Below are 18,876 nucleotides of genomic sequence, written 5' to 3' on the forward strand. Positions count from 1 at the left end.
CCCGTGGAAGACCCAAGTCTGCACCATTCAACGTGTTGACCCTCTATTTACTGGGGGTACAATAAATAATGGGCATCGAGTTTGATCAAGATAAACGTGAGAAGACCTTGCAGTTGCGTGGTTTGGACTTTGCCCGTGCTTCAGAGGTTTTTTCGGGCACGCATATCACTGGGCAGGACACACGACTGGACTATGAAGAGCACGGATTCATCACGGTGGGTTGGTTAGATGCTCGGTTGGTTGTATTGGTCTGGACACCGCGCGGCGAGGTTCGCCGCATCATCAGCATGAGGAAAGCAAATGACCGCGAAAAAGCGCTCTACACCAGTCGCCTGGCGTGATCCTGATGATGCGCCTGAGTTAACCGCAGAGTTTTTCAACTCGGCTGATGTTTACGAGGGTCATCAACTCAAAACCCGTGGACGCCCAAAGTCTGCGTCTCCGAAAGAAGCCGTCAAATTGCGCCTGGATGCAGACGTGCTGGCGGCACTGCGCGCCACCGGTGAAGGTTGGCAAACACGCATCAACGACACCCTGCGCGCATCTTTGCGCCTGGCGGGACGGGTTTGATTCCTTGCGAAACGCCGCTTTGGATCGTTCGAACAAGCCGGCAAGAGGCAAGAGGCAAGAGGCAAGAGGCAAGAGGCAAGAGGCAAGAGGCGAGAAGCGAGGTAGGCCATCACCTCCAAACCCGTGGAAGACCCAAGTCTGCGTCTTCCAAAGAAGCCGTCAAATCGCGTCTGGATGCAGACGTGCTGGCGGCATGGCGCGCTATTTTTGGATGTGAATCAACTTCACAGCCGGATCGCTCTCGTGCACGGCCAAGATGTTGATGTCGATGGGGAACAGGGTGTAGCCGCGCTCTTGGAGAAACCCGGACAGCTGATTTTCGTTGGATTTGATTTTCTCAATCAGCATTTGGGGTTTGTGGCGGTCAATGGTGCGTGTCGCGCCACGCAGGGCTTCCATTTCCATCCCCTCGATGTCGATTTTCAAGAAGTCCAACCGCTCCAGCGCAAGGCCATCGATGGTGACCATGCGTGTCTTGGACAGCTTGTTGTAATCGATCTTTTGGCCAATGAATTCGGTGCTGGGCTTTTGGCGAATTTCAAGGCTGCCGTAGCTGGCGGGTTGGAGGTAGTCCGGAACGGGGACGCCAATCTCGCCCTCCGTTTCACCCACTGCGGCCCACAGGGCTCGGGCATTGAAGCAGTTGTTGAGGGCAATGTTGCCTGCCAGCGCGTAAAAGATGCGTTCTTGGGCTTCGATGGCCAGCACTTGGCCCCAGCCGTGCATGTGCTTGGCCCATTCCAGTGTGTGGACCCCGATGTTGGCGCCACAGTCCAGGGCCACGACGCCCGCGCCATAGTGTTTGTGTCGGGTGCTGAGCAACTGGAGCGCGAAATCGACTTCGCGAGGATCAAAACAACTGTTGCTCAAGAGTTGATGACCGACGCCATAGGCGGTGTTTCGGGTGATGTTGAAGTCGTTTCTGTTGACCAGCATCGTGCCTTGATGTGTGGCCGCCAAAACAAAGGCGATGGGGCGAGCGGTGCTGTTTTTCATGATCAATGGTGCGGGGCGTTCAAACGGTGGGATGGCAGCTGGCGAAGCGCACCCGTTTCAGCGGATGGGCTGCACCGTCACGTTGCCACCACGCGCGGCCGGATTCGCGGCGGGCATGCTGCGGGGGGAGGGGGAGACGGTGAGCACGGCCGTGCCGCCCATGAAGTACTGGCCTTCGGAGATTTCGATGGTCAGGTTGCGCTCGCCCTTGGTGAAGACCAGCAAGGATTGCGCGGTACGGACGGAAGAAATCAAGGTCCAGCCGTTCTGGGGGTAAAACTGGGTGAAAAAGCGGAACGCGGTGTCCGAGTCCCGGCCAATGTCCAGCGTCAAGCGCCCGAACCAATTGTCGCCAGAGCCCACGATGAAGGATTTGTCTTGCTTGACTTTGGCCCCGGGGGGCAAGGGGGTCCCCTGAAAGGCCTCGGCAGGCGCCGCGGGCTTGGTTTCGCTGGCAGACCCCAAGTCAACATTTCCAGTGCCCAAACTGGAGCACGCACTCAAGGCCAGCACGAGTGTGGCGGTGGTGATGTAGGCGGTGCAGTGGCTTTTCATGGCGCTTTCCGGGTGGCAGGGTTGGCTGGTATTTTCAGTCAATCTGCGGGTTCGGTGGGGCGTGTTTTGACAAAAGATTGAAATGCGCCCCAACCACCCTCACCGCAGGGGCATGCTGGCTTGGGCGGCGTAATGGTTGAAGCCGATTTGGTCGCTGCCCGTGATGCGTTGCAGTGCAAGGGACCATTCAAGGCCGCTGCGGGTGGCCGCTGTGACCCCTGCCTGGCGCAAGCGTTGGGTGCGGAAAAGCCCGCCCCATGGCACCGAGCTTGTGCTGTCAGGTTGGCTCAGCACACTGACTTTTTGGTCGATGTGGCCGGCGTTCGATTGCTGCCACTGCCAGCCGACAAAGGGGGTCCATGCGATGGCATCTGCGGTGGTGATGGTTTTGGAGAATTTGGCGCCGGCCATCAGGCTTTGTTGCTGGGTGCTCAGGCTCTCGAGGGCCAGGGCCTGGGGGCTGCCGCTTTCTTGGTAGCTGCCGAAGTGGGCCGCCATGCTGCTCAATCGGGCGTAAGGCCGAAATTGGATGCCAGCAGCCAAGGTGCTGTGGTGTTCCAGGCCCAGGCTGGCGTGCCATCCCTGTGCTTTGCGTTGTGAGGCCAGCAGGGCGCTGTCGGCTGGCGCGAAGCGGTGGTTGTCAAAGGTGGATTGGCCCACACCGGCGATGAGTTGAACCGAGAGATCGTGGGGCAGGGGGCGTTGGGCGTAGAGCGACAGCCCGATGCTTTGGTGCGCCACTTGGGAGGACTGGCTGTCTATGCGGGTGCTGCCTTGACCGATGCCCAAAGCCAGCCCGGCGTGGATGCCGTGGATGCCGGAAAGCGCGGGCAGATCCAGCCCGAGGGTGAGTTGGTCTTGGTGGGCTTTTTGCGGGGCGCTGCCGACACTGTATTGTCCGCGTTGGGTTTGTGCTTTGGCCCACAAACCGTGGGATGAGGGGTTTGTGGGCTGGGCCAGTGCCGAGAGGCGTTCGGTGGCATGCGCGATTTGGGTGGCGTGGAAACGCTCCAAAGCGGCCACTTGGGCCAGGACGGTGCCTTGCACACTGGCCTCTGTGGCGGGGTTGGCTTGCAGTCGCAAGATCAGGTGCAAGGTCGATTCCCTTTGGATGTTGTAGTCGCTCAGGGTGCGGCCATCCTCGAGTTGCTGGCCTGCAAAAATCAAGCGTTGCTGATCAGGCGGGATGCCTTCTTTGTCCTGGATCTTGGCTTTGGCGTTTTCGATGGTGTCGGACGGCTCCACGTCCAAGGTGATGGTTTTTCCGGTCAGCGTTTTGACAAAGATTTGCATGGCCCACACGCCAGTGGGGGCAACCAGGGCGGCGAGCAGGCAGAGGTGTCTGAAAAAAGTAGAGATCATGGGTGCAGGTGTCGGTGACGAACACAGGCCAGAGGCCCGGCGGGGAGGGGTAACGGCATTATTGTCAAATTTCTTGGCAAAAAGAGCGTGAGCGCCATTGGGTGCTGTTTTTGACGGGTTCAAGGCTTGGCGGTCAGCTGGCCCACGGGAGTCGCTAAGATACCGGCAGCAAGCCGTGCTTGCTGATGTTGAGAACCCACTTTGGACCTGTTTTCATGACACCCCACCCACAGCCCCATCCTCCCAGCACCGAAACGTTGATGACCGTTCAACCCGCCAGTGGTTACGCCGGGGATGTGTCTCCCGCATTGGCATGGGCCTGGGTGCAGTCAGGCGAGGCCGAGTTGGTGGACGTGCGCACCGATGCCGAACGGGCTTGGGTGGGCTTTGTACCTGGGGCGCATGCGCTGGCTTGGAAGCAGTGGCCCGGCATGGCGATGAACCCGGGCTTTGATGCCGGCGTGCAGGCTTTGGGGGCGGGTGGCAAGAAACTGGTGCTGCTGTGCCGCAGCGGTGTGCGCTCCATTGCAGCCGCGCAGCGTGCCACCGAATTGGGCGTGCAGGCGTACAACATCCTCGAAGGTTTTGAGGGCGATCCCGACGATCAGGCCCACCGCGGGGTTCTGGGCGGCTGGCGCATGCGGGGCCTGCCTTGGCAGCAAAACTGAGCGCAACGCCTCACCCGGCTCCGATTATCATCACCGGATGACGTTTTTAGCCATCGATGTGGGCAACACGCGCCTGAAATGGGCGCTGTATGACCAACCGAGCCCTCAGGGCCACTTGTTGGCGCATGGCGCCGAATTCCTGGAGAACATCGATCGCTTGTCTGAAGGCCTGTGGTCACAGCTGCCCAAGCCCGACCAGATGCTCGGTTGCGTGGTGGCTGGTGATGCGATCAAGCGTCGCGTGCAGGAGCAGATGGACATTTGGGATGTCACCCCCCATTGGGTGGTGCCCAGCGCGCAAGAGGCGGGCCTGACCAATGGCTATGACCACCCTTCTCGTTTGGGGTCTGACCGCTGGGTCGCCATGATCGGTGCGCGGCACCGTTTGTTGGCCAACGGTCCTGCTCGGCCCTTGGTGGTGGTCATGGTGGGGACGGCCGTGACGGTGGAGGCGATCGATGCCGAGGGCCGGTTTTTGGGTGGTTTGATTTTGCCCGGCCACGGCATCATGCTGCGGGCGCTGGAGTCCGGAACGGCCGGCTTGCACGTGCCCACCGGCGAGGTGACACCTTTTCCCACCAACACCAGCGATGCCTTGACCAGTGGTGGCACTTACGCCATCGCCGGGGCTTGCGAGCGCATGGTGCAGCACCTGCGCGAGCGCACGGGGCAAGAGCCTGTGTGCATCATGACCGGGGGCGCGGGCTGGAAAATGGCCCCCAGCATGTCGCTTCAATTTGAGCTGGTGGACAACCTGATTTTTGACGGCTTGCTGGCCTTGGCGGCTTTGCGCTACACCCGCAAGCCCTGAACGCCCACCGACAGCGCTGGGCCTGGGGCTGCGCCTTCAAAGCGACGCGTTGGCGCTGTAGGCCAAACTCAGGGCCTGCAAATGCGTTTGCAAATCCTGACTGGCCATGTAGGGCGTCAGCAAGGCCAGCACATGCTGCGCGCCCCGCGTCAGGGCCAAACCCGCACTGGCCGGCTCCAGCGCTTGCCGCGGGTTGCGCACGTACTCGTAGCTGAGCCAATAGGTCACCATCACCGACATGGTGGCCGACAGGGTTTCGATGTTGTCGGGGTTGATGGCCATCAAGCCCGCTGCCGCCAATGACTCGAGCATGTGCCTGAACGCCAGCGTCTGGCGCTCCAGCACGGCATGGAAATGCGTCTCTAAATGGCGATTGCCTGAGAGCAGGTTGTTCAGGTCCCGGTACAAAAACCGGTGGTTCCAGACCTGCTCGAACAGCGAGTGCAAAAAGAACCAAGCGTCTTCGATGTCGCGCACATCGCTGGCGGCATCGAGCAGGACCAACATGGACGCTTCATAGTGGTCAAACAGGTGGTTGACCAGGGCATCTTTGGAGGCGAAGTGGTAATAAAGATTGCCCGGGCTGATGTTCAGCTCGGCCGAGATCAGCGTCGTCGAGACGTTGGGCTCGCCAAACCGGTTGAACAAGGCCAGGGTGACCTCGGCAATGCGCTCGGCCGTGCGGCGGGGGGCTTTTTTGGCCATGTCGGTGCGCCCTGCCGGTTGTTCAAGCGGACTTTGAACGGGTGTTTTTGACGGGGGTTTTGGCCGCAGATGGGGCCGCTGTTTGAGCGGCAGTCTTGGCGGTGGTGTGGGCTGCAGCTTTGGCGGGTGTTTTCTTCGCCGGGGCTGGGGGCGTTTTCAGGGCCGCCAATTGCGATTCGAGTTGCGCCACACGGTCGCTCAGCATCTGGATGTCCAACAAGCTGGGCATGCCCAAGCGGTGCAAGGCCTTGGCCACGCGGTCTTCAAACAAATGCTCCAGTTTGTCGACGCGGCCTGTGGCCTGCTGACCAAAGTCGCTGGCCAAGTGGCTCAGGCGCTCGGTGGCCTCGTGCAGGCGTTGCTGCGCCTCGGCCTGGCTTTTGCGCTGGAACGCCAAGCCGTCGCTCAGCAAGGCTTCGATGGCTTTGCTGCCTTGCTCTTGGGCTTTGGCCATGGCGCCCAATCCGGCCAGCCAGACATGCTGGGCGGGGGGCGTGCTGTTGTCTGGTGTGGCAGAGGCGCTGCTGGGATTGCGTGGGGTGTTGTTTGATTTGGCCATGGTGCACTCTCCTGAACAAGTTGCCACTTTAACCTGCGTTCAGGCGCAATGCTTCTAAAATCGCCAGACCGTGGTGCCGCTTCCCGTGGCACCGAACCGATCAGCATCCACATGACCCTCCTCGTCACCGGTGGCGCCGGCTTCATTGGCGCCAATTTTGTCCTCGATTGGCTGGACGCTCGCCCAGAGGCCATCATCAACCTGGACAAACTCACCTACGCGGGCAACCCCGAAACGCTGGCCCGTTTGCAAGGCGATGCGCGCCACCAGTTGGTGCCAGGGGACATTGGCGACAGCGCTTTGGTCGGCCGTTTGTTGGCAGAGCACCGGCCCCGTGCGGTGGTCAACTTCGCGGCCGAAAGCCATGTGGACCGCTCCATCCATGGCCCGGGGGCGTTCATCGAAACCAACATCGTGGGCACCTTCCGGCTGCTGGAAGCGGTGCGTGCATATTGGACTGATTTGCCCGAAGCCGAGCAGACGGCGTTCCGCTTTTTGCATGTCTCCACCGATGAGGTGTACGGCTCTTTGACCCGAGGCGATCCGGCCTTTGCCGAGACGAACCGGTACGAACCCAACAGCCCTTACAGCGCGAGCAAAGCGGCCAGTGACCACTTGGTGCGCGCTTGGCACCACACCTATGGCCTGCCTGTGCTGACCACCAACTGCAGCAACAATTACGGCCCCTACCACTTTCCCGAAAAGCTCATCCCGCTCATGATCGTCAACGCCTTGGCGGGCAAGCCATTGCCTGTGTACGGGGACGGCATGCAGATTCGAGATTGGCTCTACGTCAAAGACCACTGCAGCGCCATCCGCCGCGTGCTCGAAGCGGGGCGTTTGGGCGAGACTTACAACGTGGGCGGCTGGAACGAGAAGCCCAACATCGAGATCGTGCACACCATTTGCCAACTGCTCGACGAGCTGCGTCCCAAAGCGGATGGCAGCTCTTACGCGAACCAAATCACCCATGTGACCGATCGCCCCGGTCATGACCGCCGTTACGCCATCGATGCCCGCAAACTCGAAGCCGAATTGGGCTGGAAACCTGCCGAAACTTTTGAGACCGGTATCCGCAAAACGGTCGAGTGGTACTTGGCCAACCCCGATTGGGTGGCGCATGTGCAAAGCGGTGCTTACCGCGATTGGGTCAGCCAAAACTACGCAGAGCGCGCCACATGAAGATTTTGTTGCTGGGCAAGAACGGTCAAGTGGGTTGGGAGTTGCAACGCAGTTTGGCGCCCTTGGGCGAGGTGCTGGCGCTGGACAGGCACAGCACCGAGTTTTGCGGTGATTTGGGTCAGCCCGAGCGGCTGGTACAAACGGTGCGGGATTGGCGCCCTGACGTGATCGTCAATGCCGCTGCGCACACGGCCGTGGACAGGGCCGAGTCCGAACCCGAGTTGGCGCGTGGCCTGAACGCCAGCGCTCCTGCGGCTTTGGCGCAAGTGGCCGCCGACATCGGCGCGTGGCTGGTGCATTACTCGAGCGACTACGTTTTTAATGGCCAAGGCGCGCAGCCATGGCAAGAGCGCGATGCCACCGGTCCGCTGAATGTGTACGGTCACACCAAACTTGAGGGCGAGCAGCGCATTGCCGCCAGTGGCTGCAAACACCTGATTTTCCGCACCAGTTGGGTGTATGCCGCGCGGGGCGGCAACTTTGCCAAGACCATGTTGCGATTGGCTGCCGAGCGTGAGCGCCTGACCGTGATCGATGACCAACACGGCGCACCCACGGGCGCAGATCTGATCGCCGATGTCACCGCGCACGCCATTGGCCGTGTGCTGCAACAAGCCGACTTGGGGGGGATTTACCACCTGGTGGCCGGCGGCGTGACGAGCTGGCATGGCTACGCCAGCCATGTGATCGCCCAGGCCCGATGCGCTCAACCTGATCTGGCCTTGCAAGTCCGCGAGATTGTGCCCGTGCCCACTGCGGCTTTCCCAACGCCCGCCCAGCGGCCCTTGAACTCGCGCCTGAGCACGCTCAAGCTGCAGCAAGCCTTTGGTTTGGTGTTGCCGATGTGGCAGCCAGGCGTGGACCGCATGCTGGCAGAAAGCCTCTGATGCCTCGTGGGCATGCGGCACAATCCATGCCCAATGTCTGAGCCTTGTTTTTCTTTTGTTGCTGGATGCTTTTGACCATGACCCACACCCCCCCAACCACGGCCGTACTCCCGCATGACCAAGCCCAAATTTTGGCGCAGGCCATGCCCTACATCCGCAAATACCACGGCAAAACGCTGGTCATCAAATACGGCGGCAACGCCATGACCGACCCGGCCCTGCAGCAAGCTTTTGCCGAAGATGTGGTGTTGCTCAAGTTGGTGGGCATGAACCCGGTGGTGGTGCACGGCGGCGGCCCGCAAATTGAAACCGCGTTGAAACGCTTGGGCAAAACCGGCGAGTTCATTCAGGGCATGCGCGTGACCGATGCCGAGACCATGGAAGTGGTCGAGTGGGTGCTGGGCGGCGAAGTGCAGCAAGACATTGTGGGCATGATCAACCGCGCGGGCGGAAAAGCGGTGGGCCTGACGGGGCGCGATGGGGGCTTGATCCGCGCCAAAAAGCTGCGTTTGATCGACAGCCACGACGCGTCCATTGAACACGATGTGGGTCAGGTCGGAGAAATCGAAAGCATCGACCCTTCGATCCTGACCTGCCTGCAAGACGACGCCTTCATTCCTGTGGTCAGCCCCATTGGCTTTGGTGTCAACAACGAAAGCTACAACATCAATGCGGACGTGGTGGCCGCCAAGCTGGCCACTGTGCTGCAAGCTGAAAAATTGCTCATGCTCACCAACATCCGTGGCGTGCTCGACAAAGAAGGCCAGTTGCTGACCGAGTTGACGCCCAGCCGCATCGATGAGTTGTGTGCAGACGGCACCATCAGCGGCGGCATGATCCCCAAGATCGCCGGGGCCTTGGATGCGGCCAAGAGCGGTGTGAACGCGGTGCACATCATCGATGGCCGTGTGCCCCACGCGATGCTGCTCGAAGTGCTGTCGGAGCAGGCTTTTGGCACCATGATCAAGAGCCGCTGAACCGGGTGCCCGCCAGCCGTTGAAACAACAAGGGGGCCACATGTCGGACCAACATCCACCCAGCGAGCGGTTCTCAGATGCGGACGACGCGCCTGCGCGCAAACGCCCGCGTCCGGGTGAGCGGCGCTTGCAAATCTTGCAAACACTGGCCGCCATGCTGGAGCAGCCGGGCGCAGAGCGCGTGACCACGGCCAGTCTGGCCGCCAAGATCGGCGTGAGCGAGGCGGCTTTGTACCGCCACTTCGCCAGCAAGGCCCAGATGTTTGAAGGGTTGATCGATTTTGTGGACCAATCGGTCATGGGCCTGATCCGTCAGGTGACCGATCGCGAGCCTGCGGGCCCTGTGCAAGCGGGGCGCATCGTGGCTTTGTTGCTGCAATTTGCCGAAAAAAACCCAGGCATGAGCCGGGTCATGATGGGTGACGCGCTGGTGCTGGAGCATGGGCGGTTGCAAGAACGCATCAATTTGCTGTTTGACAAGATCGAGGCGCAACTGCGCCAATCGCTGCGCGATGCGAACGCCACATCGGCCACGCCCACCGTGGACACCCAAGTGCAAGCCTCGGTGTTGGTGGCGTTCATGCAAGGCCGCTTGCTGCGTTTTGCCCGAACAGGCTTCAAACGCTTGCCCTCAGAGCATTTGCAAGCGGCCCTGGCCCGGATGCTTTAAGACGGCTGCTTGGGGCAAGCGCCGCGCTGGGCGCTGCACCCGGGTCTGTCCGGGGTGCGGCAGCTCACTTGCCGAGCCACTTGTTCACATGCTGCCATGCCAGCAACATCCAACCAGAGCGCGCCACATCCGCCTGCGCCACCAGCGGCGCTTCGCCCACCGGTTTGCCATTGGCAGAGGCCACCACTTTGCCGATCACCGCGCCTTTGGCCACAGGGGCCTCCAAGCCGGGTTGGAGCTCCACAGCGGTTTGCACGGTCGTGCCGCGTGGCACGGTGAGCAGCCAAGGTGCGCTCAGTCCAGCGGCCACCGTGTCCGCCTTGCCAAAGTTGACCTTGGCGGTGCCGACCACCGCGTTCGCTGCGAATGGGCTGACTTTTTCGAAGCTGCCAAAACCCCAGCCGAGCAGGGTGCGGGTTTGATCGGCCCGCGCCTGGGCGCTGTGGGTGTTGAGGATCACCGAAATCAGCCGCGTGTCGTTGCGCTTGGACGAGGTGACCAGGCAGAAGCCGGCTTCTGCTGTGTGGCCGGTTTTGAGGCCGTCCACGGTGGGGTCGGTGTAGAGCAGGGCGTTGCGGTTGCCTTGCTTGATGCCGTTGTACTTGAAGTCCCGTTCAGCGTAGAGCGGGTAGTACTCGGCGCCGTCACGGATGATGGCACGCGCCAGAATGGCCAGATCGCGTGCCGACGACTTGTGCGCCGGATCGGGCAGACCTGTGGGGTTCACGAAATTCGTGTGCGTCATCCCCAGGCGCTGGGCTTCGGCGTTCATCAGCTTGGCAAAGCCGGCTTCGGAGCTGGCCATGTGTTCGGCAATGGCTTTGGATGCGTCGTTGCCCGACTGGATGATGATGCCGCGCAGCAGGTCAATGACGGTGGCTTGGCTGTTCAAGGGCAGGTACATGCACGACTCGGCACTGGTGCCTCGGCACCAGGCGTTCTCGCTCACGGTGACGAGGTCTGTGGGCTTGAGCTTGCCAGCACGCAAGGCCTGCTCGACGATGTAGCTGGTCATCATCTTGGTCAACGATGCCGGGGGCAGGGCTTCGTCCGCATTGGCCGAGGCCAGCACTTCGCCCGAGTCAAAGTCCATCAGCAGCCAGGCCTTCGATTGCAGGGCCGGCGCGTTGGGGGCCAGGGCCACTTCAGCGGGCAGCGCGGGCCATGCATTGGCCGCTGCGGCCGCCTTTTTGGCGGCTGCGGGCTTGGCCGCAGCCGATTTGGCGGCGCCTTTTTGGCTGGCGCTGATTTTGGCTTTTTTGGCTTGGGTGGCCAAGGCGCCAGAGCTGGGAAGCAAGGCCCCCACCGTGATGGCGAGGGCGAAGGAGAGGGCGGAAAAATGGGGGGTGTGCATGGTGTTCATCGGTAATCCCCCCGATTGTCGCGGATTGCCACCCGGTTTTTGAGCCCCGGCCGGGGTGCAGCGGGCAAGACTTGGCGCACCGGCCCGCTTCAGTGGACTTTTGTCCTCACCAGTTCCACAGTGTCCCGTCGTGTTGCAGGCGGTTCACCGGCAAATACGCCCTTTGATACGGGTACTTGGCCGCCAGCTGCTCGTCGATGTCCACCCCGTGGCCGGGTGACTCGCCGCAGTGCATCATGCCGCGCTCGAAGCGGTAGTCGTGCGGAAAGACCGAGAGCATTTCTTCGCTGTGCGGCATGAACTCTTGCACGCCAAAGTTGGGCACCCAGGTGTCAAAGTGCAGCGCTGCGCCCATGCACACGGGCGACAAATCGGTCGCGCCGTGGCAGCCGGTGCGCACTTGGTACAGGCTCGCCAGATCCGCGATGCGCCGCAGGTGGGTGAGGCCACCGGCGTGGACCACGGTGGTGCGGATGTAGTCGATCAGCTGCTTTTCGATCAGCGCCTTGCAGTCCCAGATGCTGTTGAAAATCTCGCCCACCGCAATCGGGGTGGTGGTGTGGTGGCGTATCCACTGAAAGGCGTCTTGGTTTTCGGCCGGCGTGGGGTCTTCCATCCAAAAGAGGCGCATCGGCTCCAGCGCCTTGCCCAGCTGGCCGGCTTCAATGGGCGTGAGGCGATGGTGCACATCGTGCAAGAGATGGATGTCGGGGCCCACCGCTGCGCGCACGGCTTCAAACAGGCCGGGCGTGTGGCGCAAATACTTTTCGGTGCTCCAGTCGTGCTCGCCGGGCAAGTTGCCGTCGGCAGGCTCGTAAAGTCTGTTTGTGCCACTCACGCCATAAACCTTGTTCAGGCCCGGCACGCCGCTTTGCGCGCGGATGGCCAGGTAGCCTTCTTCCTTGTGGCGCAACACTTCATCCACCGTTTCGGCGGTGTCGCGGCCATTGGCGTGGCCGTAGACCATGACCCCGGTGCGGCTGCGTCCGCCCAGCAGCTGGTACAGCGGCATGTTCGCCATCTTGGCCTTGATGTCCCACAGTGCGGTGTCCACGGCGGCAATCGCGCTCATGGTCACCGGGCCACGCCGCCAGTAGGCGCCTTTGTAGAGGTATTGCCAGATGTCTTCGATCTGCTGCGGGTCGCGTCCGATCAGGCAGGGGATGACATGGTCTTCGAGGTAGCTGACCACGGCCAGCTCTCGGCCGTTGAGCGTGGCGTCGCCCACGCCGTGAACCCCCTGGTCGGTCTCGATCTTGAGGGTGACGAAGTTGCGGCCAGGGCTGCAGACGATGACGCGGGCGGCGGTGATTTTCATGGTGCAGGCCTCCGTGCTCAGGCTGTTTGGGCCAACAGTTGCTGCACCGAAGCGTCCACGCCGTGCTGCATCACATGCTGGTGCCAGTGCATCACGCGGGCGATCCATTCGGCGTGTTCGGGCAGGGTGCTGCCCCACAAGTCTTCGCGCGCCAGCAGGGCGCGAACGCAGGCCTCAGGTGCCGTGCGCTGACCCGCGCCAAAGGCCTTCAGGCTGTCGGCTTGTGGGTCGTTCAAGGGGTAGGCCTGGCCTTGCTCATCCACGCCCAAGGTGTAGCGCACGAACACGGCCGCGGCCAGTGCGTGGTGTTCAAACGCAGCGCCTTGGGCGATTTGCCCCAGCACCGAAGGAGGCCAGCGCTGTGGAATTTTTTGCGAATTGTCGGTGGCGATTTGGTGCACACTGTGCTTCAGATACGGGTTGCCAAAGCGCGCCATCAGCGCGGTGCGGTAATCGGCCCAGTCGCTGCGGCTCAGGTGCGGCGCGACTTCGCGTTCCATGAGTTGGTGAACGAAAGCGCGGATGTGGGGCACGCCAATGCAGCTGGCAATGAACGGTCGGCCGGTGAGGGCTCCCATGAGGGCCATGGCCGTGTGGCTGCCGTTGAGCATGCGCAGTTTGGCCTCTTCGTAGCTGTGCACATCGCGTGTGACCCGAACGCCCGTGCTTTGCAACAAGGCTGCATCCCGTGGATCGGCCAATCGGTCTTCGATCACCCATTCCCAAAAGCCTTCGGTGCTCAGGGCGCAGTGGTCTTGCACACCCAGGGCTTCTTGCGCGGCGGCCATCACCTCGGGCGTGGCGGCGGGCACGATGCGGTCCACCATGCTGCAAGGGAAGGCGCAATGGGCGTCCAGCCATGTCAGCAGTTCGCCGTCGTGCGCGTGGGCGGCCGCCTTGACCAGCGCTTGCAGCTTGTGGCCATTGCCTTGCAGGTTGTCGCAAGAGGCGATGGTGATGCCGGGCAAACCTGTTTGCTGGCGCAGGCGCAAGCCGTCCAGCAGCAATTGGGCGAGCAGCGGGGTGTAGCCTTTTTCTGTGACGGTCAGGGTGACCCAGCGGGTAGAGGGTGCGGCAATCGCTTGCACCACAGCGGCGCGTTCGGTGGTGGCCACGTTCATGCGCCAAAGCGCGCCTGGCACTTGCCATTTCACCCCTGTGCCATCGGCCACGCGCACAGCGTACAGGCCGTCTTGCGCTTGCAGCTGATGGACCAAGTCGGGCCGCGTCATGCCCACACCGTGGATGCCCCAGCGCATGTCGCCAGCGGCCAGGAGCTGTTCAAACACCAGGGCTTGGTGGGCACGGTGAAATGCACCCAGACCCAGGTGCACCACGCCGGGGGCGTGGCTTGTGCGGTCGTAGCTTGGCGCCTGGCGTGTGGCGGGGCATGTGCGAAGCGAGGCGGCAGACAGGTGCATGGTGGGCCTGGAAATGCTTTGGGCGCAGCCGCGCTCAAGGTCGTTGGAGTTTGTGTTCGGCGGCTTGGATTTCGGCCCAAGTGGCCTCGTCGATGCAGATGCCGGTTTGCGCGCGATCAGCGCGAGCGGCGCGTTCGGCTTCGCCTGCGAGTTGCACGCCACGGCTGCCCGGGGCATCTGGGCTTTGCCGCAGCCAGTCGGCAAAGGCCAGGGCTTCTTGCTCGAACAGGGCTTGCGTGCCCAGGCGAGAGGGGTCGATCAGCATCGTCAACATGCCGTTGAGCACGGCGCGTTGCTGGTCGGCTTCGCGGTGCCAGGTGCCGCTGCCGGTGAGGGCGCCGCCCAGCAGTTCACAGGCCACGGCCATGCCAAAGCCTTTGTGCTCGCCAAACGTCATGAGCGCGCCAAACAGGCCATTGGACTGCGGCACCACCACCACGCCGGGGTTGGTGGTGGGGTGGCCGTGCTCGTCGATCAAATAACCGGGTGGCACCTGCTCGCCCTTGTTGTGGGCGACGCGCATCTTGCCTTGCGCCACGCGGCTGGTGGCAAAGTCCAGCACAAAGGGTTCGCGGCTGCCCATGGGCACGCCGATGCAGCAGGGGTTGGTGCCAAAGCGCCCATCACCACCGCCAAAGGGGGCGACCACCGGGCGCGAGAGCACATTCACAAAATGCACGGACACCAAACCTTGCGCCACGGCCATCTCGGCAAAATGCCCAATGCGGCCCAGGTGATGGGAGCGGCTCAGGGCCACGGTGCACACCCCGTGCTGCTGGGCGCGCTCAATGCCCATCTGCATGGCTTGCACGCCGGTGATCTGGCCGTAGCCACGTTGTCCGTCCAGGTTCAGCAAGGGGCCGGTGTCGAGCAACACCTTCACACCCGTGTTGGGACTCAGGCCCCCTTCGAGCACGGCATCCACATAGCGCGGCACCATGCCCACGCCGTGCGAGTCGTGCCCACTCAAATTGGCCATGACCAAGTTGTCGGCCACTTGTGCGGCCTCTGCAGGGGCACTGCCCGCTTGTTCAAGGATGCGGCTGACTTGGGTGCGCAGATCGCTGGCAGAAATTGTGTGGCTCATGTTCTTGCTTCAAGGGTGGGGGCAGCGCTCAAGAACGGTCCCCCAAAACATCCGATCGGGACAGCGCTCAAGCGTTGTCCGCCATGATTTACATCACCGCGCCCACTTGCCACGGCACAAACTCGTTTTGTCCGTAACCATGGCGCTCACTCTTGGTGGGTTCGCCCGAGGCTGCGGCCAAAATCAGGTCAAAAATGCGTTGACCCATCTCGGCGATGCTCACGCCGCCGTCCACGATTTCTCCGCAATTGAGGTCCATGTCCTCTTCTTGTTTGTTCCACAGTGCGGTGTTGGTCGAGAACTTCAAGCTGGGCGAAGGCGCGCAGCCGTAAGCGCTGCCGCGCCCGGTGGTGAAGCAGATCAGGTTGGCCCCACCGGCCACTTGGCCGGTGGCACTGACCGGGTCGTAGCCGGGCGTGTCCATGTAGACAAAACCTTTGGCGGTGACGGGTTCGGCGTATTCGTACACCGCCTGCAGGTTGCTGGTGCCGCCTTTGGCCACAGCGCCCAAGGATTTCTCCAGGATGGTGGTCAAGCCGCCCGCCTTGTTGCCGGGCGAGGGGTTGTTGTTCATTTCGCCGCCGTTGATGGCGGTGTAGTTCTCCCACCAGCGGATGCGCTCGATGAGTTTGTGGGCTACTTCGGGTTTCACCGCCCGGCGCGTGAGCAAGTGCTCCGCACCATAGATCTCAGGGGTTTCGCTCAGGATGGCGGTGCCGCCGTGCTGCACCAGCAAATCCACCGCCACGCCCAAAGCGGGGTTGGCGCTGATGCCCGAGTAGCCGTCCGAGCCGCCGCACTGCAGCCCCACGGTGATGTGCTCGGCGCTGCAAGGCTCGCGCGTGATGGCGTTGGCGCGGGGCAGCATCTCTTCGATCAAGGCAATGCCTTTTTCGACCGTCAGGCGCGTGCCGCCCGTGTCCTGGATGTTGAAGACCTTGAGGGTGTCGCCCTCGCGCAGGCTGCTGTGGGCCAGCCAAGTGTTGAGCTGGTTGGCCTCGCAGCCAAGGCCCACCACCACCACGCCCCAGAAGTTGGCGTGTGTGGCGTAACCGGCCAGCGTGCGCTCGAGCAGTTGAATGCCCAGTCCTTCGGTGTCCATGCCGCAGCCCGTGCCGTGGGTCAAAGCGACCACGCCGTCCACATTGGGAAAGTTGGCGAGTGCCGAGGGGTTGTTGCGTTTGGAGAAGTGGTCGGCTATCGCGCGTGCTGCGGTGGCCGAGCAGTTCACGCTGGACAACACACCGATGTAATTGCGTGTGGCCACGCGGCCGTCCGAGCGTTTGTAGCCCATGAAAGTCGCTTGCTGGCGCAGGGGTTCAGGCTTGACATCTTGGCCAATGGCGTAGTCGCGTTCGAAGTTGCCTTTTTCAGCGCCCATGTTCAGGTTGTGCGTGTGCACATGTTCGCCCGGTGCAATGGCTTGCGAGGCGAAACCGATGATCTGGTTGTAGCGTCGCACCGGCTCACCAGTGGCGATGGCGCGGGTGGCCACTTTGTGACCCGGCGGGATCAGGCCACGCACGGCCACGCCATCAACGGTGCTGCCACTCATGAGTTGGCTGCGGGCAATCACCACGTCATCGGACGGGTGCAGGCGGATGAAAAGAGGGGACATGTTGAGCGTCGTTCAAAAAACGGGGCAGAAATGGGCCCCGTGGTGTCAATAAAACTGCTTGGGCAACCACAGCACCAAGCTGGGGACATAGGTGATGACGGCCAGGCTGCCCAACAAGGGGAACAGCCAGGGCAAGATGGCCATGGTGGTGCGCTCCACGCTGAGTTTGGCCACCCGGGCCAGCACAAACAGCACCATGCCCATGGGCGGGTGCAGCAAGCCGATCATGAGGTTCAGCACCATGACCAGACCGAAGTGCACCAGGTCGATGCCCAGTTGCTGGCAAATCGGCACCAGAATCGGCACCAGGATGGTGATGGCGGCGGTGGGCTCCAGGAAGCAGCCAACAAACAGCATGAGCGCATTGGCCAGCAACAAGAACACCCAAGGCTCTTGCGTGAAGCCCAGCACCCAGCTGGAGATGGCGGTGGTCACGCCGGTGGCGGTGAGCATCCAGCCAAAAATGCTGGCGGCCGCCACGATGAACAGCACGGTGGCCGTGGTCTCCACGGTGTCCAGGCAGATTTTCACGAACATCTTGAAGTTGAGCGTGCGGTACCAAAAAAAGCCCAGCGCAATGGCCCAGACGCAAGCGGCAATTGCCCCTTCGGTGGGGGTGAACACGCCAGTCGTCATGCCGCCAATCAAAATCACGGGCGTCATGATGGGCAACACGGCCTGAAAATTGAAGAACTTGTCGGCCGCAAACAAAACGATCAGCGCCACAAACACCGTCATTTGCGGTGGTGTGCCCAGGGTGTTCACCAACCACCAAATGGCCAATGGCCAGCCCACCACGACAGCGGTTTCGGCCAAAGCCTTGATGACTTTGGGCCACTCGAATTTCACATCGGCACCCCAGCCGTTTTTGTGGGCGAAATAGGCCACCGTGAGCATCATGAGCAGCGCCATCAAGATGCCCGGCAAGATGCCCGCGAGGAACAAAGCACCCACCGACACATTGGCCATCATGCCGTAGATCACAAAAGGCAAGCTGGGCGGGATGATGGGACCCAGTGTGGCCGAAGCGGCCGTGACGCCCACGGCAAACTCGGTGCTGTAGCCATGGTCCTTCATGGCCTTGATTTCGATGGTCCCCAGACCGGCGGCGTCGGCAATGGCGGTGCCACTCATGCCCGCAAACACGACCGAGCCGACGACGTTGACGTGACCGAGTCCTCCTTTGAGCCAGCCCACCAAGGCCAGCGCATAGTTGTAAATGCGGTTGGTGATGCCGGCGTTGTTCATCAGGTTGCCCGCCAAGATGAAGAAGGGCACGGCCAGCAGCGGAAAGCTGTCGATGCCCGAGACCATGCGGTGGATCACCACAAATGGGGGTGAGCTTTCGGCAAACAACAGGTATATCAGCGACGCTCCTGCCATGGCAATGGCCACTGGAATACCACCGCTCATGAGGATGAGAAAAAGAATTTTCAGCATGGCGAACTTTCTATGGGCGTTTCAGCGGTCGGTCATTTCAGATTCGGGGCGTTGCAGCACGGTGTAGCCGCGTTGCCAATGCACTTTGGCGACCCACACAGCGCGCAGGCACATGGCGGCAAACCCAGCCATCACCACGCCATAGACGAGGTTCATGGGCAAGTCGATGATGGTCATCTTGTAGCTGCCCAGTTTTTCCATCATCTGTCCGGTGAGGACGGTGGCGGCTGCAAAGAAGGCGATGCGCATCACATCGACCACCACGCCCATGAAGCGGCCCAGCCAGTCGGGCATGAATCGAAAGAAAAAGTCCACTTGGATGTGGTTGTTTTTGGCCACACCAATCGTCGCGCCCGTGAACACCGTGGCAATGAGCAAATAGCGTGCAATCTCCTCGGTCCAAGAGGCCGAGTTGTTCATCACATAGCGTGTGAAAAATTGGTAAAACACCGTGAGGCCCAGAGTCCAAAAGAAAACCAGTGCCACCCAGGCTTCGATCGGGGTGCCCGACAGATCCACTTCGTCGTCGGTGGCGTGAAACTGGCCATCGTCGCCCATGACTTTGGGCATGGCGTCGAGGTCGGGGAGGTTGCTCATGGCGTGTCCTTGGGGTCGAGAGGTCGCCCATCTGCCGCAGACCGAACGGCGTCAGTCCGGTCTGCGGGTGGGCCAGGGTTGCAGGCGAAT

General features: G+C 61.8%; 21 protein-coding genes. 9 read left to right on the top strand and 12 right to left on the bottom strand.

What is annotated here, in order from left to right; genetic code table 11:
- The first annotated feature begins 68 nt into the window (after positions 1–68).
- The 3 genes from ACHEXK_RS01135 to ACHEXK_RS01145 are packed head-to-tail and all read left to right on the top strand — an operon-like array spanning position 69 to position 833.
- On the top strand, positions 69–341 hold the full coding sequence (locus ACHEXK_RS01135; RefSeq protein WP_416547420.1) for a BrnT family toxin: 273 nt from the start codon (positions 69–71) through the stop codon (positions 339–341).
- Entirely contained in the window at positions 301–570 is a 270-nt protein-coding gene (locus ACHEXK_RS01140) for a BrnA antitoxin family protein (protein ID WP_416547421.1), read from the top strand. The genes ACHEXK_RS01135 and ACHEXK_RS01140 overlap by 41 nt, the downstream gene beginning before the upstream one ends.
- Entirely contained in the window at positions 567–833 is a 267-nt protein-coding gene (locus ACHEXK_RS01145; protein ID WP_416547422.1) for a BrnA antitoxin family protein, read from the top strand. Before ACHEXK_RS01140 ends, ACHEXK_RS01145 begins: the two co-directional genes overlap by 4 nt.
- Here ACHEXK_RS01145 and ACHEXK_RS01150 read toward each other — a convergent pair.
- The 3 genes from ACHEXK_RS01150 to ACHEXK_RS01160 all read right to left on the bottom strand — a co-directional run bounded on the left by ACHEXK_RS01150 (position 772) and on the right by ACHEXK_RS01160 (position 3,414).
- Positions 772–1,566, bottom strand: coding sequence for an FkbM family methyltransferase (locus ACHEXK_RS01150; protein ID WP_416547423.1), 795 nt, complete (start codon positions 1,564–1,566; stop codon positions 772–774). The genes ACHEXK_RS01145 and ACHEXK_RS01150 overlap by 62 nt on opposite strands.
- A 57-nt stretch (positions 1,567–1,623) precedes the next feature.
- Entirely contained in the window at positions 1,624–2,121 is a 498-nt protein-coding gene (locus ACHEXK_RS01155; RefSeq protein ID WP_416547424.1) for a hypothetical protein, read from the bottom strand.
- A gap of 99 nt (positions 2,122–2,220) precedes the next feature.
- Positions 2,221–3,414 (bottom strand): ubiquitin-like protein, encoded by a 1,194-nt coding sequence (locus ACHEXK_RS01160; RefSeq protein ID WP_416547425.1) that lies wholly within the window; start codon positions 3,412–3,414, stop codon positions 2,221–2,223.
- Positions 3,415–3,743: 329 nt separating this feature from the next.
- On the opposite strand from ACHEXK_RS01160, the gene ACHEXK_RS01165 reads away from it, so the two are divergent.
- Together ACHEXK_RS01165 and ACHEXK_RS01170 are read left to right on the top strand one after the other, a co-directional pair.
- Positions 3,744–4,151 carry a rhodanese-like domain-containing protein gene (locus tag ACHEXK_RS01165; RefSeq protein ID WP_416547426.1) on the top strand — a complete coding sequence of 136 codons (408 nt, stop codon included), beginning with the start codon at positions 3,744–3,746 and terminating at the stop codon, positions 4,149–4,151.
- 37 nt (positions 4,152–4,188) lie between these two features.
- Positions 4,189–4,962, top strand: a complete 774-nt coding sequence (locus tag ACHEXK_RS01170; protein WP_416547427.1) for a type III pantothenate kinase — start codon at positions 4,189–4,191, stop codon at positions 4,960–4,962.
- A 36-nt stretch (positions 4,963–4,998) separates the two neighbouring features.
- On the opposite strand, the gene ACHEXK_RS01175 is transcribed toward ACHEXK_RS01170, so the two are convergent.
- Positions 4,999–5,667 carry a TetR/AcrR family transcriptional regulator gene (locus ACHEXK_RS01175; RefSeq protein WP_416547428.1) on the bottom strand — a complete coding sequence of 223 codons (669 nt, stop codon included), beginning with the start codon at positions 5,665–5,667 and terminating at the stop codon, positions 4,999–5,001.
- 22 nt (positions 5,668–5,689) lie between these two features.
- Positions 5,690–6,226, bottom strand: a complete 537-nt coding sequence (locus ACHEXK_RS01180; protein ID WP_416547429.1) for a phasin family protein — start codon at positions 6,224–6,226, stop codon at positions 5,690–5,692.
- 111 nt (positions 6,227–6,337) lie between these two features.
- Between ACHEXK_RS01180 and rfbB the strand changes: the two genes are divergently transcribed.
- From rfbB to slmA, 4 genes are all read left to right on the top strand, one after another.
- Complete coding sequence (gene rfbB, locus ACHEXK_RS01185; protein WP_416547430.1) at positions 6,338–7,408, top strand: dTDP-glucose 4,6-dehydratase; 1,071 nt, start codon at positions 6,338–6,340, stop codon at positions 7,406–7,408.
- Positions 7,405–8,295 carry a dTDP-4-dehydrorhamnose reductase gene (rfbD, locus tag ACHEXK_RS01190; RefSeq protein ID WP_416547431.1) on the top strand — a complete coding sequence of 297 codons (891 nt, stop codon included), beginning with the start codon at positions 7,405–7,407 and terminating at the stop codon, positions 8,293–8,295. Before rfbB ends, rfbD begins: the two co-directional genes overlap by 4 nt.
- 77 nt (positions 8,296–8,372) lie before the next feature.
- The gene (gene argB, locus ACHEXK_RS01195) at positions 8,373–9,272 is read left to right on the top strand and encodes an acetylglutamate kinase (protein WP_416547432.1); all 900 of its coding nucleotides are present in this window, start codon (positions 8,373–8,375) and stop codon (positions 9,270–9,272) included.
- A gap of 40 nt (positions 9,273–9,312) precedes the next feature.
- A complete protein-coding gene (gene slmA, locus ACHEXK_RS01200) occupies positions 9,313–9,942 on the top strand; it encodes a nucleoid occlusion factor SlmA (RefSeq protein ID WP_416547433.1) in 630 nt (209 codons plus the stop codon).
- Between the two features lie 64 nt (positions 9,943–10,006).
- On the opposite strand, the gene ACHEXK_RS01205 is transcribed toward slmA, so the two are convergent.
- The 7 genes from ACHEXK_RS01205 to ACHEXK_RS01235 form a co-directional block, all read right to left on the bottom strand.
- Positions 10,007–11,296 (bottom strand): D-alanyl-D-alanine carboxypeptidase family protein, encoded by a 1,290-nt coding sequence (locus tag ACHEXK_RS01205; RefSeq protein ID WP_416547434.1) that lies wholly within the window; start codon positions 11,294–11,296, stop codon positions 10,007–10,009.
- A 115-nt stretch (positions 11,297–11,411) separates the two neighbouring features.
- Positions 11,412–12,623: a D-mannonate dehydratase ManD gene (gene manD, locus ACHEXK_RS01210; RefSeq protein ID WP_416547435.1), complete on the bottom strand. Its 1,212-nt coding sequence runs from the start codon at positions 12,621–12,623 to the stop codon at positions 11,412–11,414.
- Positions 12,624–12,640: 17 nt separating this feature from the next.
- The gene (locus ACHEXK_RS01215; RefSeq protein WP_416547436.1) at positions 12,641–14,044 is read right to left on the bottom strand and encodes a mannitol dehydrogenase family protein; all 1,404 of its coding nucleotides are present in this window, start codon (positions 14,042–14,044) and stop codon (positions 12,641–12,643) included.
- Between the two features lie 34 nt (positions 14,045–14,078).
- Positions 14,079–15,131 carry a malate/lactate/ureidoglycolate dehydrogenase gene (locus tag ACHEXK_RS01220; protein ID WP_416547437.1) on the bottom strand — a complete coding sequence of 351 codons (1,053 nt, stop codon included), beginning with the start codon at positions 15,129–15,131 and terminating at the stop codon, positions 14,079–14,081.
- Positions 15,132–15,219: 88 nt separating this feature from the next.
- Entirely contained in the window at positions 15,220–16,749 is a 1,530-nt protein-coding gene (locus tag ACHEXK_RS01225; protein WP_416547438.1) for a UxaA family hydrolase, read from the bottom strand.
- Positions 16,750–16,794: 45 nt separating this feature from the next.
- A complete protein-coding gene (locus ACHEXK_RS01230) occupies positions 16,795–18,189 on the bottom strand; it encodes a TRAP transporter large permease (RefSeq protein ID WP_416547439.1) in 1,395 nt (464 codons plus the stop codon).
- Positions 18,190–18,210: 21 nt separating this feature from the next.
- Positions 18,211–18,786: a TRAP transporter small permease gene (locus tag ACHEXK_RS01235; protein WP_416547440.1), complete on the bottom strand. Its 576-nt coding sequence runs from the start codon at positions 18,784–18,786 to the stop codon at positions 18,211–18,213.
- Between the last annotated feature and the right edge of the window lie 90 nt (positions 18,787–18,876).

Origin of the sequence: Limnohabitans sp. DCL3 (assembly GCF_048019295.1) — a bacterium.
Classification (GTDB): Bacteria; Pseudomonadota; Gammaproteobacteria; order Burkholderiales; family Burkholderiaceae_C; genus Limnohabitans_A.

Bases quoted from the DNA above. Each gene is read 5' to 3' on its own strand.
- rfbB (WP_416547430.1), top strand. From the start codon at position 6,338: ATGACCCTCCTCGTCACCGGTGGCGCCGGCTTCATTGGCGCCAATTTT.
- ACHEXK_RS01225 (WP_416547438.1), bottom strand. From the start codon at position 16,749: ATGTCCCCTCTTTTCATCCGCCTGCACCCGTCCGATGACGTGGTGATT.
- ACHEXK_RS01235 (WP_416547440.1), bottom strand. From the start codon at position 18,786: ATGAGCAACCTCCCCGACCTCGACGCCATGCCCAAAGTCATGGGCGAC.
- argB (WP_416547432.1), top strand. From the start codon at position 8,373: ATGACCCACACCCCCCCAACCACGGCCGTACTCCCGCATGACCAAGCC.
- ACHEXK_RS01135 (WP_416547420.1), top strand. From the start codon at position 69: ATGGGCATCGAGTTTGATCAAGATAAACGTGAGAAGACCTTGCAGTTG.
- ACHEXK_RS01160 (WP_416547425.1), bottom strand. From the start codon at position 3,414: ATGCAAATCTTTGTCAAAACGCTGACCGGAAAAACCATCACCTTGGAC.
- ACHEXK_RS01155 (WP_416547424.1), bottom strand. From the start codon at position 2,121: ATGAAAAGCCACTGCACCGCCTACATCACCACCGCCACACTCGTGCTG.
- rfbD (WP_416547431.1), top strand. From the start codon at position 7,405: ATGAAGATTTTGTTGCTGGGCAAGAACGGTCAAGTGGGTTGGGAGTTG.
- ACHEXK_RS01165 (WP_416547426.1), top strand. From the start codon at position 3,744: ATGACCGTTCAACCCGCCAGTGGTTACGCCGGGGATGTGTCTCCCGCA.
- ACHEXK_RS01230 (WP_416547439.1), bottom strand. From the start codon at position 18,189: ATGCTGAAAATTCTTTTTCTCATCCTCATGAGCGGTGGTATTCCAGTG.
- ACHEXK_RS01215 (WP_416547436.1), bottom strand. From the start codon at position 14,044: ATGCACCTGTCTGCCGCCTCGCTTCGCACATGCCCCGCCACACGCCAG.
- slmA (WP_416547433.1), top strand. From the start codon at position 9,313: ATGTCGGACCAACATCCACCCAGCGAGCGGTTCTCAGATGCGGACGAC.
- ACHEXK_RS01175 (WP_416547428.1), bottom strand. From the start codon at position 5,667: ATGGCCAAAAAAGCCCCCCGCCGCACGGCCGAGCGCATTGCCGAGGTC.
- ACHEXK_RS01180 (WP_416547429.1), bottom strand. From the start codon at position 6,226: ATGGCCAAATCAAACAACACCCCACGCAATCCCAGCAGCGCCTCTGCC.
- manD (WP_416547435.1), bottom strand. From the start codon at position 12,623: ATGAAAATCACCGCCGCCCGCGTCATCGTCTGCAGCCCTGGCCGCAAC.
- ACHEXK_RS01150 (WP_416547423.1), bottom strand. From the start codon at position 1,566: ATGAAAAACAGCACCGCTCGCCCCATCGCCTTTGTTTTGGCGGCCACA.
- ACHEXK_RS01170 (WP_416547427.1), top strand. From the start codon at position 4,189: ATGACGTTTTTAGCCATCGATGTGGGCAACACGCGCCTGAAATGGGCG.
- ACHEXK_RS01140 (WP_416547421.1), top strand. From the start codon at position 301: ATGACCGCGAAAAAGCGCTCTACACCAGTCGCCTGGCGTGATCCTGAT.
- ACHEXK_RS01205 (WP_416547434.1), bottom strand. From the start codon at position 11,296: ATGCACACCCCCCATTTTTCCGCCCTCTCCTTCGCCCTCGCCATCACG.
- ACHEXK_RS01220 (WP_416547437.1), bottom strand. From the start codon at position 15,131: ATGAGCCACACAATTTCTGCCAGCGATCTGCGCACCCAAGTCAGCCGC.